The organism is Streptomyces sp. NPDC014676 (assembly GCF_043084105.1).
In the GTDB taxonomy this organism is placed as follows: Bacteria; Actinomycetota; Actinomycetes; order Streptomycetales; family Streptomycetaceae; genus Streptomyces.
The window spans coordinates 366,110-379,976 of sequence record NZ_JBIBZI010000001.1 but is presented as its reverse complement, the minus strand read 5'-3'; the positions used below and the strand labels follow the sequence as shown (position 1 = coordinate 379,976).

Below are 13,867 nucleotides of genomic sequence, written 5' to 3'. Positions count from 1 at the left end.
GGACCGTCCCCCGAGGAATCACATGACGTCCCTGCCGCACCGAGTCCTCCGAGCGCTCGACCGGTTCAACGCCGCCCACCCCTGGGACCACAACGCCCACTACCACCGGTGGATCCTGCGGCAGCTCCCCCGCCGGTTCGGCCGTGCGCTGGACGTCGGCTCCGGCAGTGGTGACCTGGCCCGGCTCCTCGCCCGACGCGCCGACGAGGTCCGGGGCATCGACTCCGACCCCGCGATCACCTCACGGGCGCGCGCGTCGACCCCTGAGACGACGCCGGTGTCCTTCGCGGTCGCGGACGCCCTGACGGGGCTCCCCGCCGGACCCCACGACGTCATCACCTGCGTCGCCACCCTCCACCATCTGCCGTTCACCGATGCCCTCACCGCCTTCCGGCGGCACCTGGCTCCCGGCGGCACTCTGGTCGTCGTGGGCCTCTTCCGGCCGCGGACCGTCACGGACCACCTGCTCGGCGCAGCCGCCATCCCGCTGAACGCCGCCACCGGGTGGCTCAAGAACAAGGGCCGCAGAGCGCCCCGGCCCGTCTCGATGACCGCGCGGACCCGGCCGGCCGACATGGCCTTCTCCGACATCGCCGATGAGGCCCGCGAGGTCCTGCCCGGCGCCCGGCTGCGCCGCCGGCTCTTCTGGCGCTACACACTCTCGTGGCGTCGCCCTTGAGCGGGCAGCCGCCGCCCCAGCGCCCCCGCGAACCGCACCCAGGCCCGCGGCGCGAGGCGGAGTACCAGGCCGTCACCGGAGTTCTCGGAATCGCGGACGGCGGCGTCGGAGCCGATGACCAGCGCCCTGCCGCACGGCAGCGTCCGAGGACGGCTCATCCGCGTACACATCACCCTCGCTCGCCGTGTCCTGCGGGTCGAGGTGAGTGATCCGCGCGGTGAGCCGTTGCCGAGGCCGCGCCCGGGCGGGGCCGGCGGCGCCGAGCAGTTCGGACAGGGGCTTCCCCTGGTCGAGGCGGTCTCCGCGCGGTGGGGCCGGGAGCCGCGGACCGTCGGCAGGACGGTGTACGCCGAAGGGGGCATTCCCGCCCCGGAGCCCGTCCGCGCGAGCGTGAACACCCGGCGCCGGAGCGTTCACGCCGCACGGAGCAGCCCAAAGCCGGGCCCCTGTCGTACGTAGGCCCGGATACGACGTCAGGCGGAGATGCCGTCGATCCGGGCCATCGCGTCGTCCGCGCCGTACGGCTGCAGGTAGGGCAGCCAGCGCGGGTCCCTGTGGCCGGTGCCGATGATGCGCCAGGCCAGACCGGTGGGCGGGGCGGGTTTGTGGCGCAGGCGCCAGCCCAGCTCGATCAGGTGGCGGTCGGCCTTCACGTGGTTGCAGCGGCGGCAGGACGCCACCACGTTGTCCCAGACGTGCTTGCCCCCGCGGCTGCGCGGGACGACGTGGTCGACGCTGGTTGCGACGCCACCGCAGTACATGCACCGGCCCCCGTCACGGGCGAACAGCGCCCGGCGGGTGAGCGGAACGGGCCCCCGGTAGGGGACCCGCACGAAACGCTTGAGCCGGACCACGCTGGGTGCGGGGACGGTGATGGTCGCGCTGTGCAGGTGGGCGCCGGTCTCCTCGAGGCAGACTGCCTTGTTCTCGAGGACGAGCACGAGCGCGCGGCGGAGCGGTACGACGCCGAGCGGCTCGTACGACGCGTTGAGGACCAGGGCATGCGGCACGGACGGCCTCCTTGTACGCCGGCGGCGCGTGGCTCGCGCCGGGACGATCCGTAGTCAGTCTCCCCTCATGCCTGGTGGACGCGCCACCATGTCCCGGTAACGGGCTGGGAGTGTTTTCGACCACATCCCGATTCATCCCCAGGATCATGGCCTGTTCAAGCGCGGGTGAGGACGGTCTCTTCTTCACACATGGGGCCGATCTCCGCACAATGCCCCGTTAGTGTGGTGGTTCTGCCCGTCCGGTGACCCGATCGTGACCTTGAAGACCTTGACCGCCGCATCGGGGGCAGACATGCACCTGGAGGTACCTGCCGTGTCCTTGTCCGCCGTCCTGTCGGCCGCCGACCCGTCGCCGACGCCCTCGGAGTCCGGGACACCGCGGGTGCCCTCGCTCCAGGACGCCCAGGAGAGTGCCACGAACGCCGCCGGCTGGGTCGAGGAGAACTGGTCGACGTGGCTCGCGATCGGGCTCAGGGTCCTGCTGATCCTGGTGATCGCGACGGTGCTGAGAGTCGTGGTGCGGCGGGCGATCACCAAGCTGGTCGACCGGATGTCCCGGACCGGCCAGGCGGTGGACGGCACCACGCTCGGCGGACTGCTGGTCAACGCCGAACGGCGTCGGCAGCGCTCGCAGGCGATCGGCTCGGTGCTGCGCTCGGTGGCGTCGTTCCTGATCATGGGCACGGCCGCGCTGATGGTCCTCGGCACCTTCCAGATCAACCTGGCCCCGCTGCTGGCCTCGGCCGGTGTCGCGGGTGTGGCGATCGGTTTCGGCGCGCGCAACCTGGTGACGGACTTCCTCTCCGGCGTCTTCATGATCCTGGAGGACCAGTACGGCGTCGGCGACACCATCGACGCGGGGGTGGCGTCCGGTGAGGTGATCGAGGTCGGGCTGCGGGTGACCAAGCTGCGCGGCGACAACGGCGAGATCTGGTACGTCCGCAACGGCGAGGTCAAGCGCATAGGCAACCTCTCCCAGGGCTGGGCGACCGCGGGCGTCGACGTCACGGTCCGTTCCGACGAGGACCTGGACCGGGTGAAGGCCACGCTGAGCGAGGTCGCCGAGAAGATGGGCAAGGAGGAGCCCTGGAACGAGCTCCTGTGGAGCCCGATCGAGGTGCTCGGCCTGGACTCGGTGCTGCTGGACTCGATGGTGGTCCGCCTCTCCGCGAAGACCATGCCCGGCAAGTCCCTGACCGTGGAGCGGGAACTGCGCTGGCGCGTCAAGCGGGCCTTCGACGCGCGCGGCATCCGTATCGTCGGCGGCGCCACGGCCACGGAGGACGCGGAGACCGCCGACCCGACGGCGGGCATGGCGCCCCCGTCGGTCTACGCCAGCACGGTCTCCCCGCAGTCGGTGGCGGCGTCCCCGCTGCCCCCGCCGACGAGCACCACGAAGTAACCGCCGGCTCGTGAACGGCGGCACCCGGGACTCCCCGGATGCCGCCCTTCCCGTACCCCCTCTTGACGCCCCTTCCGCGCCGGGCTTACGTTCCTCCCCATCCGAAAGGAAACTTTCCTAACAGTGATCGCGACCGCCCGGGACGGACGTCCCCCACCGGCCGCCGAGAAGCTGGGCGGTCGAGGAAGGGCAGGTGTCGCGTCCCATGGCAGGAACCGCCGGTACGCCGGGCACCCCGCGTGTGCTGCGCGCCATGAACGACCGCGCCGCCCTGGACCTCCTGCTGGAGCACGGGCCGCTGTCCCGCACCCGGATCGGCAAGCTCACCGGCCTGTCCAAGCCGACCGCCTCGCAGCTCCTGGCCCGTCTGGAAGCGGGCGGACTGGTCCTCGCCACCGGCACCACCGCGGGCCGCCCCGGCCCCGGCGCCCAGCTCTACGAGGTCAACCCCGCCGCCGCGTACGCCGCCGGGCTGGACGTCACCCCCCGGCGGATACGCGCCGCGGTCGCCGACATCACCGGCCGCACGGTCGGCCGGCACGAACTGCCCGCCCCCGGCCGCCGCTCCGGCGCCCCCGTCGTCCAGCAGGTCACCGACGCCCTGGACGGCGCGGTGAAGGCGGCAGGACTGTCCCGCGCCGACGTCCACCGCCTGGTCATCGGGACGCCGGGCGCCTTCGACCCGAACACCGGCCGCCTGCGTTACGCCTCCCACCTGCCCGGCTGGCACTCCCCCACGCTGCTCGGCGAACTGGCCGCCGCGCTGCCGATGCCGTTCGAGTACGAGAACGACGTCAACCTGGTCGCCCTCGCCGAACAACGCCTCGGCGCGGCCCGCGGCCACACCGACTTCGTCCTGCTGTGGAACCAGGAGGGCCTGGGCGCCGCCCTGGTGCTCGGCGGCCGGCTGCACCGGGGCTGGACCGGAGGCGCCGGCGAGGTCGGCTTCCTCCCCGTGCCGGGCACGCCCCTGGTCCGCCAGGTCACCAAGGCCAACAGCGGCGGCTTCCAGGAGCTGGCCGGCTCCCAGGCCGTCCCGGAACTCGCCCGCGGACTGGGCATCGGGGACATCCCGCGGGACCCGTACCCCGAGACGGCCGCCACCCTCCTCGCACGCGCGGCGGCGGCCCCCCACGACGACCGGCACCACCGCCTCCTCCGCGCCTACGCCACCCGCCTGGCCACCGGCCTCGCCTCCCTGGTCTCCGTCCTCGACCCCGAACTCGTCGTCCTGAGCGGCACCGGCCTCACCTCCGGCGGCGAGGTGCTGCGCGCCCTGATCCAGGCCGAACTGGAGGAACTGGCCGCCTCCCACCCCCGCCTGGTCGTGGGTGACGTCCGTGAGCACCCGGTCCTGCGCGGCGCGCTCGAAAGCGCGCTGGCGACCACCCGCGACGAGGTCTTCGACACCTCCCGCTAGCCCCGCCCCTCCCCCTTCCGCCCTCCCACCCCTGCCCCAGGGAGCACAGTCATGCCCGGAACATCCAGAAAACCGACATCCGCGCCGGCCACCGCCTCCCTCGCCGTCCTCGGCGACGCCTGCAACCTCGTATCAGCTTCCGTGTGAGCCGCGGGTGTCGGCCGGTGGCCGCAGACGCCGAATCGCCCCGGAGGCGATTCGCCTTCCCTTGCCCCGCTCCGCAGGAGCTCCGTCTCTCCCCCGCAAGCGGGAGGTACCCCCACCCCGGCCTGAAGGCCGGGGAATCCACGAAGGAGGCCCGATGAAACTCACCGTGGTCGGCGGAGGCTCGACCTACACCCCCGAACTCGTCGACGGCTTCGCCCGCCTGAGGGACACACTCCCGGTCACCGAGCTGGTCCTCACCGACCCGGCCGAGGACCGCCTGGAACTGATCGGCGCCCTGTCCCGCCGCATCTTCACCCGCCAGGGCCACCCCGGCACGATCACCACCACCACCGACCCGGACGCGGCGGTGGACGGCGCGGACGCGGTCCTCCTCCAGCTCCGGGTGGGCGGCCAGGCCGCCCGACAGCAGGACGAGACCTGGCCCCTGGAGTGCGGGTGCGTGGGCCAGGAGACGACCGGCGCCGGCGGCCTGGCCAAGGCGCTGCGCACGGTCCCGGTCGTGCTGGACATCGCCGACCGCGTACGGCGGGCCAGCCCCGACGCCTGGATCATCGACTTCACCAACCCGGTGGGCATCGTCACCCGGGCACTGCTCCGGGCCGGCCACAAGGCACTGGGCCTGTGCAACGTGGCCATCGGGCTCCAGCGCAAGTTCGCGGCGCTCCTCGGCACCGACCCCGCCGGCATCCACCTGGACCACGTGGGCCTGAACCACCTCACCTGGGAAACGGCGGTCCGCCTGGGCGGCCCGGCGGGAGAGGACGTCCTCCCCCGCCTCCTCTCCGCCCACGGTGACACGATCGCCGCCGACCTCCGCCTCCCCCGCCCCCTGCTGGACCGCCTGGGCGTGATCCCCTCCTACTACCTGCGCTACTTCTACGCGCACGACGAGGTCGTACGGGAACAGCGCACCAAGCCCTCCCGGGCGGCCGAGGTGGCCGACATGGAGCGCCGCCTCCTGGCCCTCTACGCCGACCCGGCGCTCGCCGGGAAACCGGCGCTGCTGTCCCAGCGGGGCGGCGCCTACTACTCGGAGGCGGCCGTGGACCTGGCGGCGGCGCTCCTGCGCGGCGCGGGCTCCCCCCACCAGGTGGTCAACACCCTCAACAACGGCACGCTGCCGTTCCTCCCCGACGACGCGGTGATCGAAGTACCGGCGGCGGTGGGCCCGGAGGGCGCCGCCCCGCTCCCCGTCCCCTCCGTGGACCCCCTGTTCGCGGGCCTCATGGCCGACGTCACCGCATACGAGGACCTGGCCCTGGAGGCGGCCCTGCACGGCACCCGGGACCGGGTCTTCCGTGCTCTCCTGGCCCATCCCCTGATCGGCCAGTACGCGTACGCCGACCGGCTCACCGACGAGCTCGTCGCACACAACCGGGAGCACCTCACGTGGGCCTGACCGCGGGCGTCCTCGCCATCGACGCCGGCAACAGCAAGACGGACGTGGCGGTGGTCGCCCACGACGGGACGGTGCTGGCGACGGCGCGGGGGGAGGGGTTCCGGCCGCCGGCCGTGGGTCTGGAGGCGGCGATGTCCGCTCTCGCCGAGACCGTCGACCGGGCGCTCGGCGCCGCCGGCGCCCCCGCCGTCCCCCACGTCTCGGCCTGCCTGGCCAACGCGGACCTCCCGGTCGAGGAGGAGCGGTTGACGGTGGCGCTGGCGGAGCGGGGCTGGGGCGCGAGTGTCGCGGTGCGCAACGACACGTTCGCGATCCTGCGGGCGGGGGTGGCCGAGCCCCGGGGGGTGGCCGTCGTCTGCGGGGCGGGCATCAACTGCGTGGGAATGCTTCCCGACGGCCGTACGGCCCGCTTTCCGGCGGTGGGACGGATCTCCGGGGACTGGGGCGGTGGCTGGGCGCTCGCCGAGGAGGCGCTGTGGCACGCGGCGCGTGCGGAGGACGGGCGAGGAGCGCCCACCGCTCTGGCCCGTGCCCTGCCTTCCCACTTCGGGCTTTCCGGCATGCCCGCTCTGATCGAGGCGCTGCACCTCAAGCGTGTTCCGGCCGCTCGGCGGCACGAGTTGACGCCGGTGCTTTTCGATGTGGCGGCGCAGGGGGACGGGGTGGCGGGGGCGATCGTCGACCGGCAGGCCGAGGAGATCGTGGCGATGGCCGTCGTCGCGCTGACGCGGTTGGAGCTCTTGGAGGAGGAGACGCCGGTGCTGTTGGGGGGTGGGGTGCTGGCGGCGCGGCATCCTCGGCTCAACGACCGTATACACGGCCTGCTGGCCGCCCGGGCACCCAAGGCGATGCCTCGGGTGGTCACCGCGAGCCCTGTACTGGGGGCGGCCCTGCTGGGGTTGGACCACCTGGAGGTACCCGAGGAGGCACACGAGCGGCTGCGCGGGCACTACGAGGCTTGACGGTCGCGCGCGTCGGTGTGGGCCGGGGGGTGTCCGCGCTGCCCGGCGCTTGCGGGGCGCCTCCCCCGGAGGGGGCAATCCCAGCCCACCCTCCCTCATCGCCCTGGGGGTACCTCCCAGGGCGGTGAGGCACTGGGGGAGGCACGACCGCCCGCGGATCGCGGGCGGGGCGTCGGGCGGGAACCGAACTGATTTCCCGGGCGTGTTCGTGGGCAGGGTGGGGGCGGGGTTTTCGGCGGTCGCGCCGCGATCGGATCAAGATCGTGCCAAGGCCGGTGCATATGTCGGCCGTGGCGGCGATACTTGCCGCGAGGGATGACCATGGGGGAGGTCACATGACACACACGCCGAACGGCACGGCGCCACCCGGCACCACCACGCCCGTGCCCACGCTGCCCGCGGTGCCGCCCCAGCCCACCCCCGCTCCCGCCCCGCCACCGCCGGAGGCCCGCCGCACCGCCTTCGCCGAGGGCGTCGACCGCCTCCGCAGGGCCGCCACCACCGAGCCCGGCCGTCTCCGCATCATCGGCGCGCTCCTCGCCGCCCTGGTCGTCGCCTTCGGCGCGGTGACCGCCTGGCAGATGACCGACCGGGCCACGGCCGCCGACGACGTCCTCACCAGCAGCCAGCCCCTCAGCTCGGACGCCGCCGACATCTACCGCTCTCTCGCCGACGCCAACACCGCCGCGTCCAGCGGGTTCCTGGCCGGTGGTCAGGAGACCGCCGCCTCCAGGGACCGCTACGAGAGCGGCATCCGCACGGCCGCCGCGAAGCTCGTCAACGCCGCGGCCAGCTCGGAGCCCGGTTCCCCCTCGGCCAGGACCGTCACCGAGCTCAACCGCCTGCTCCCCGAGTACAAGGGCCTGGTCGAACGCGCCCGCACCTACAACCGCCAGGGCTTCCCCGTCGGCGGCGCCTACCTGCGGTACGCGAACGAAAAGATGCAGAAGGAGATGCTCCCGGCGGCGGAGGACCTCTACACCAAGGAGAACCAGCGCCTCCGCGACGACTACGCGGACGCGACCCCCTACCCCTGGCCCGCCATCGCCCTCGGCGTCGTCACCCTGGCCGCCCTCGCCTGGGCCATGCGCCGCACTTACCTGCGCACCAACAGGGTCCTCAACCACGGCCTGGTGGCGGCGACGACGGCGGCCGCGGTCGTCCTCATCTGGCTGACGGCCGGTCACACCCTCGCCCGCTCGGGCCTGAACGACTCCTACGACCACGGCGTCCGCTCGCTCAACGTGCTGCACGACGCCCGGATCGCCTCCCTGAAGGCGAGGGGCAACGAGAACCTGACCCTGGTGGCCCGGGGCGCCGAGACGACGAAGGTCGGCGACGAGACGTTCGACGCCTACGACCACGACTTCGGCCGCGATATGGACACCCTCGCCAAGGGCCTGGCACAGGCGCGGCGCCTCGCGGACGACGCCGGCGGCGAGCAGCCGGTCGACTCGGCGGTGGGCAACATGACGGAGTGGAGGAAGCGCCACGCGGCGGCCCGTGAGCGGGACGAGAACGGCGACTACCAGCAGGCGCTGGACATGGTGATCGGCGCCAAGGGCGCGACCGGCGAGTGCTTCGACAACGTCGACAAGAACCTGGCCACGGCGCTCGCGCACGAGGAGAACGAGTTCGAGCGGGCGGCCGGCGACGGCCGGGACGCGCTGACGGGCCTGCCGGCCGGCGCGGCCGTCCTCGCCGTACTGGGCGCGGCCGGTGCGGTGCTGGGCATCGGCCGCAGGCTGTCGGAGTACCGATGAACGGACGCGTGGACGCACCGGAGGGGGCCATGACGACGACCGCACGACACCTGCGGGCCCGCCTGAAGGGCTGGGGCGGAGTGGGCGCGATGGCGACCGCCTGCGCCCTGGCCCTGGTCTTCGCGCTGGTACTGGCCTGCGCCGGCTCCCCGTCCGGCGGCCCCTCGGGGACCACCGGCCGGACCGTGTCCCACGCCGCGCGGGCCCAGGCGGACGAGGACTGCACGGCGCCGGAGAAGCAGACCCTCTCCCCCTCCGGCGCCGACGGCCCCACCATCGAGGCGATCAAGAACCGTCGGGGTGAGAAGCGCAAACTGATCGTGGGGGTCGACCAGAACAGCTACCGCTGGGGCTACCGCGACCCCAACGGCGGCGAGAGCGGCACCCTGGAGGGCTTCGACATCGACCTGGCGCACCGCATCGCCGAGGACATACTCGGCGACCGGGACGCGGTCCAGTTCAAGGCGATCCCGACCGACCAGCGCATCCCGGCGATCCAGGACGGCCGCGTCGACATGGTCGTCCGTACGATGACGATCAACTGCGCCCGCATCGAGGACGTGGCGTTCTCCGCGCCGTACTTCAGGACGGGCCAGCAGGTCCTGGCCCCGAAGTCCTCACCGATCACGGGGTACGACGAGACGCTCGCGGACCAGGAGATCTGCACGGCGACGGGCTCGACCGCGTACACGAAGCTGGAGACGGACAAGGAGGCGGGCGACCTGCCGGCGTCCACCGACATCCGCACCACCGTCCCCAACCAGCTCGACTGCCTGGTGCGGCTGCAGCTCGGCGAGGTCGACGCCGTGGTCACCGACGGCGCGCTCGCGGCCAGCCAGGCCGCGCAGGACCCGACGGTCCAGCTCAAGGGGGAGGCCTTCACGACCGAGTACTACGGCGTGGCGATGAAGGAGGACGCGGACGATCTGGTGCGCCGGGTCAACCGGATCCTGGTGGACTTCCGCGAGGACACCACGGACGGCTGGCAGGACGCGTACACCGAGTGGCTGTCGGCCACGCTGGGCGACGACTCCTCCGGGTCGCGGCCCCCGGCCCCGGAGTACCTGCGCGAGAACTGACCCCGGAGCGGCCCCGGACCGATCCCGGACCGACGACCCCGGCCGGACACACCCCAACCGTCAACAACCCCCCAGCGAGAGGTGATCGATGGCCGACACGGATCCCACCGGGCCGGTGATGGACCGGGACGAGGTGGACCGTGCGCTGGCGCGGCTCGGCGCGGAGCACGAGGCGATCGAGACCTCGCTCCTCGCCCTGCAGGACCACGCGGGCCGAAGACTCCTGGAGGGCGCGCGGCTCACCGGCATCACCGAGGAGCGCTGGACGGCCACGGAGGCGTCGATCACGCTGCTGTGGACGTACTTCGACGCGTACACGGACGCGCTGCGCACGGCCCGGAACATCCGCTCCCGCCGCCGCTGGTCCAGCCGTGAGGACCTGGTGGAGCTGACGGAGCTGCTGCGCGGCGACGCGGTGACCGTGGCCGGCGGTGCGGCGGCGACCGCAGGCGCGCCGACGCTCCACGCCGCCTCCGGGAAGCTCAGCGAGCGGTACTCGCTGGCCGCCCTCGTCGACCGCATGAACGAGCTGTACGCGACCTCGCTGGACGTGGTCGTCGCCGCCGACGCGGTGTGGTCGGCGCTGCCCGCCCGGATCGATCTGCTCGCCGCCGAGCTCCAGCGCACCGCCCGGCTCGCGCACTCGGTCGGGGTGCGCCCGGGCGAGCATCCGGCGGGCGACGACCTGGAGCGGATCACCCGCACGCTGACGAAGCTGCGCGAGCAGGTGGTGTCCGACCCGCTGGCGTACTGGAAGCGGGCGGAGGGCAGTTCGGCGCCCGGCGGCGGACGGCCCGACACCACGGTCTACGACCGTGAGGCGCGCGCGCTGGAGGACGTGCGCCGGGAGATCGACGCGGTGCTGACGGTCCGCCAGGACGCCGAGAAGCGGATCGTCAGGCTGCGGGACGTGCTGTCCCGTGCCGACCGCACCCTCGCCGAGGCCCGCACCGCGCGCGGCGAGGTGCTGGCGAAGATCGCCGCGACGGAGGTGCCGGTGGTCAGCGGGCCGCCGACCGCGCTGCAGGAGCAGTTGTCGACGGCCGCGGAGTACCGCAGACACGCCCAGTGGCACCGCCTGTCCCCGCTCCTGGAGTCCCTCGAACAGAAGGCGGAGGACGAACTGCTGCGCGCCCGCGAGTCGTTGACCGCGGTGACGGCACCGCTGGCGGTCCGTGCCGAGCTGCGCGGCCGGCTGGACGCGTACAAGGCGAAGGTGGCCCGGCACGGTCTGGCGGAGGACCCCGAACTGGTGGAGCGGTACGAGAAGGCGCGCCGCATGCTGTGGAGCGCGCCCTGCGATCTGCGCGCCGCCGGCCGGGCGGTGCTGCGCTACCAGCAGGCCGCCGCGGAGGTCCTCGGCACGGCACCCCGGGTACCGGACCAGGGCGTGTCCGACGAGCGGAGGGGGCCCGGCGCATGAGCGACGAGGGGGAGGCCGCGTCATGAGCGAACCGGAGAACCGGGCACCCGGGACCGGGTGCCAGCGCCCCGGGTGCGGGGGCGCGTACGAGGACGTCGGCGGCGGCGAACTGTACTGCGACACCTGTGGCCTCGCCCCGGTGGTGTCGCCGACCGGCATGGTCGGCTCGGCCCCGACCGGCATCACGGCGGGCGGCCGCGACTCGCGCGGCTCGGCGGGCAGCGGGCGTTCCAGCGGCCGCAGCGCCCGCAGTTCCCGGACGTCGTCCCAGTCGTCGAAGTCCCGCCGTTCGGTCTCCGGGCGGCTCTCCCGCTCGCTGTCGGGCCGGACCACGGGCCGTTCGGTGTCGGTGCGCAGTTCCGGCGCGGGCGCCGGCTCGTCCGGCCGGGGCCGTCTCGGTGCCGGTCTGGTCGAGGTGCCGCCGATCCCGCGCCCCGATCCGCGCGCGATGGTGCTGGAGAACCCCGAGGTGCCCGAGCGGAAGCGGTTCTGCTCGCGCTCGGACTGCGGGGCGCAGGTGGGCCGGGCCCGCGGCGGCCGGCCGGGGCGCACGGAGGGCTTCTGCACCAAGTGCGGCCACCCGTACTCGTTCGTCCCGAAGCTGCGGGGCGGGGACGTCGTGCACGGCCAGTACGAGGTGGTCGGCTGTCTGGCGCACGGCGGTCTGGGCTGGATCTACCTCGCCGTGGACCGGGCGGTCTCGGACCGCTGGGTGGTGCTGAAGGGCCTGCTGGACACGGGTGACCAGGACGCGATGGCGGCGGCGATCTCCGAGCGGCGCTTCCTCGCGGAGATCGAGCACGCCAACATCGTGCGGATCTACAACTTCGTGGAGCACCTCGACCAGCGCACCGGCTCCCTCGACGGCTACATCGTCATGGAGTACGTCGGCGGCAAGTCGCTGAAGGAGATCGCCAACGGCCGCCGCACCCCGGAGGGCAGGCGCGATCCGCTGCCGGTGGAGCAGGCGTGCGCATACGGCATCGAGGCCCTGGAGGCGCTCAGCCATCTGCACAGCCGGAACCTGCTGTACTGCGACTTCAAGGTCGACAACGCGATCCAGACCGAGGACCAGCTGAAGCTGATCGACATGGGCGCGGTGCGCCGGACGGACGACGAGGAGTCGGCCATCTACGGCACGGTCGGCTACCAGGCGCCCGAGGTCGCCGACGTCGGTCCCTCGGTGGCGTCGGACCTGTACACGGTGGCCCGTACGCTCGCCGTCCTCACGTTCGACTTCCAGGGCTACACGAACGTCTACGTGGACTCGCTGCCCGACCCGGACAACATCGAGGTGTTCCGGCAGTACGAGTCGTTCTACCGCTTCCTGGTCCGCGCCACCGACCCGGACCCGGCCCGCCGGTTCTCCTCCGCGCAGGAGATGGCCGAGCAGCTGACGGGCGTGCTGCGCGAGGTGGTCTCCCTCCAGTCGGGCCGGGCGCGTCCGGCGCTGTCCACGCTCTTCGGACCGGAACCGCGGGTGACGGACACGGAGTTGTTCCCCGCGCCGGACGGGGACGTCTCCCGCCTGGGTGCCCGCCCGGACCGTTCCCGCGCGTCCCGTGAGTCCCGCGCGTCCCGTGAGGGCACACCTCACGCGCTCCCGTCCGCCGCCCTCGTCAAACCCGTCGACTGCGCCGCCGCCGCGCTCGCCCTGCCCGTGCCGCACGTCCACCCGGCCGACCCCAACGCCGGTTTCCTCACGGGGCTGCTGGCGTCCGCGCCCGGTGAGCTGATCAACGCGCTCGCCGCCGCGCCCGCCCCGTCGACGGAGACCCGGCTGCGTGAGGTCCGCGCCCGGCTGGAGACCGGCGAGTGGCCCGTCGCGCTGGCGGCGCTGGGCGCGCTGGAGGAACAGGACGCCGACGACTGGCGGGTGGTCTGGTACCGGGGGGTGGCCTCGCTGGTCACCGGCGACCACGAGGGTGCCGCGCTCGCCTTCGACGCGGTCTACGACGCGTTCCCCGGTGAGATCGCGCCGAAGCTGGCGCTCGGCGTGTGCGCGGAGGTGCTGGGTCAGTTGGACAACGCCGCCGAGTACTACCGCCTGGTGTGGTCGACCGACCCGAGCCATGTGAGCGCGGCGTTCGGGCTGGCCCGGGTGCGGCTGGCGGCCGGGGACCGCGGCGGTGCCGTGCGGGCGCTGGTGTCGGTGCCGGAGTCCTCCATCCACTACACGGCCGCGCGGGTGGCGTCCGTCCGGGCGCGGTTGCGCGGGCGTACGGCCGCCGCCGGTGACGTACCGTTCCTGGACGACCTGAGCGCCGCCGCCGGGCAGGTCGAGGCCCTGGAGGCGTACGGCCTGGATCCGGCACGGCGCGAGCTGTTGTCGGCCGAAGTCCTCGGTTGCGCGCTGGACTGGGTACTCTCCGGGGGCCAGGGTTCCGCCCCTCCCGCCGCCGGGGGACGGACGCTGCTCGGCAGCGGCCTGGACGAACGGGGCCTCCGTTTCGGCCTGGAGCGTTCGTACCGCACGCTGGCCCGGCTGGCGCGCAGCGGCGAGGAGAGGATCGACCTGGTGGAACGTGCCAATCGTTACCGCCCCCGGACATGGGTGTAGTT

At 73.4% G+C, this 13,867-nt stretch carries 11 protein-coding genes; 9 read left to right on the top strand and 2 right to left on the bottom strand.

Going from position 1 to position 13,867, the window contains the following annotated elements; all coding sequences use genetic code 11:
- The first annotated feature begins 22 nt into the window (after window positions 1-22).
- Window positions 23-679, top strand: coding sequence for a class I SAM-dependent methyltransferase (locus ACF1DX_RS01715; protein ID WP_391789260.1), 657 nt, complete (start codon window positions 23-25; stop codon window positions 677-679).
- On the opposite strand, the gene ACF1DX_RS01710 is transcribed toward ACF1DX_RS01715, so the two are convergent.
- The gene (locus ACF1DX_RS01710) at window positions 652-837 is read right to left on the bottom strand and encodes a hypothetical protein (protein WP_391789259.1); all 186 of its coding nucleotides are present in this window, start codon (window positions 835-837) and stop codon (window positions 652-654) included. The two genes, ACF1DX_RS01715 and ACF1DX_RS01710, sit on opposite strands and share 28 nt — an antisense overlap.
- Before the next feature lie 315 nt (window positions 838-1,152).
- Window positions 1,153-1,689 carry an HNH endonuclease gene (locus tag ACF1DX_RS01705; RefSeq protein WP_391789258.1) on the bottom strand — a complete coding sequence of 179 codons (537 nt, stop codon included), beginning with the start codon at window positions 1,687-1,689 and terminating at the stop codon, window positions 1,153-1,155.
- 313 nt (window positions 1,690-2,002) lie between these two features.
- Between ACF1DX_RS01705 and ACF1DX_RS01700 the strand changes: the two genes are divergently transcribed.
- From ACF1DX_RS01700 to ACF1DX_RS01665, 8 genes are all read left to right on the top strand, one after another.
- On the top strand, window positions 2,003-3,091 hold the full coding sequence (locus tag ACF1DX_RS01700; protein ID WP_391789257.1) for a mechanosensitive ion channel family protein: 1,089 nt from the start codon (window positions 2,003-2,005) through the stop codon (window positions 3,089-3,091).
- A gap of 205 nt (window positions 3,092-3,296) precedes the next feature.
- Window positions 3,297-4,511: an ROK family protein gene (locus tag ACF1DX_RS01695; RefSeq protein WP_391789256.1), complete on the top strand. Its 1,215-nt coding sequence runs from the start codon at window positions 3,297-3,299 to the stop codon at window positions 4,509-4,511.
- A gap of 301 nt (window positions 4,512-4,812) precedes the next feature.
- Complete coding sequence (locus ACF1DX_RS01690) at window positions 4,813-6,078, top strand: 6-phospho-beta-glucosidase (protein ID WP_391789255.1); 1,266 nt, start codon at window positions 4,813-4,815, stop codon at window positions 6,076-6,078.
- Entirely contained in the window at window positions 6,069-7,040 is a 972-nt protein-coding gene (locus tag ACF1DX_RS01685) for an N-acetylglucosamine kinase (protein ID WP_391789254.1), read from the top strand. The genes ACF1DX_RS01690 and ACF1DX_RS01685 overlap by 10 nt, the downstream gene beginning before the upstream one ends.
- 335 nt (window positions 7,041-7,375) lie before the next feature.
- Complete coding sequence (locus ACF1DX_RS01680; protein WP_391789253.1) at window positions 7,376-8,803, top strand: hypothetical protein; 1,428 nt, start codon at window positions 7,376-7,378, stop codon at window positions 8,801-8,803.
- A 29-nt stretch (window positions 8,804-8,832) separates the two neighbouring features.
- Window positions 8,833-9,882, top strand: a complete 1,050-nt coding sequence (locus tag ACF1DX_RS01675) for a glutamate ABC transporter substrate-binding protein (RefSeq protein ID WP_391789252.1) — start codon at window positions 8,833-8,835, stop codon at window positions 9,880-9,882.
- An 88-nt stretch (window positions 9,883-9,970) separates the two neighbouring features.
- A complete protein-coding gene (locus ACF1DX_RS01670) occupies window positions 9,971-11,305 on the top strand; it encodes a hypothetical protein (RefSeq protein WP_391789251.1) in 1,335 nt (444 codons plus the stop codon).
- Window positions 11,306-11,327: 22 nt separating this feature from the next.
- Window positions 11,328-13,865 carry a tetratricopeptide repeat protein gene (locus ACF1DX_RS01665; protein ID WP_391789250.1) on the top strand — a complete coding sequence of 846 codons (2,538 nt, stop codon included), beginning with the start codon at window positions 11,328-11,330 and terminating at the stop codon, window positions 13,863-13,865.
- The last annotated feature ends 2 nt before the right edge of the window (window positions 13,866-13,867 follow it).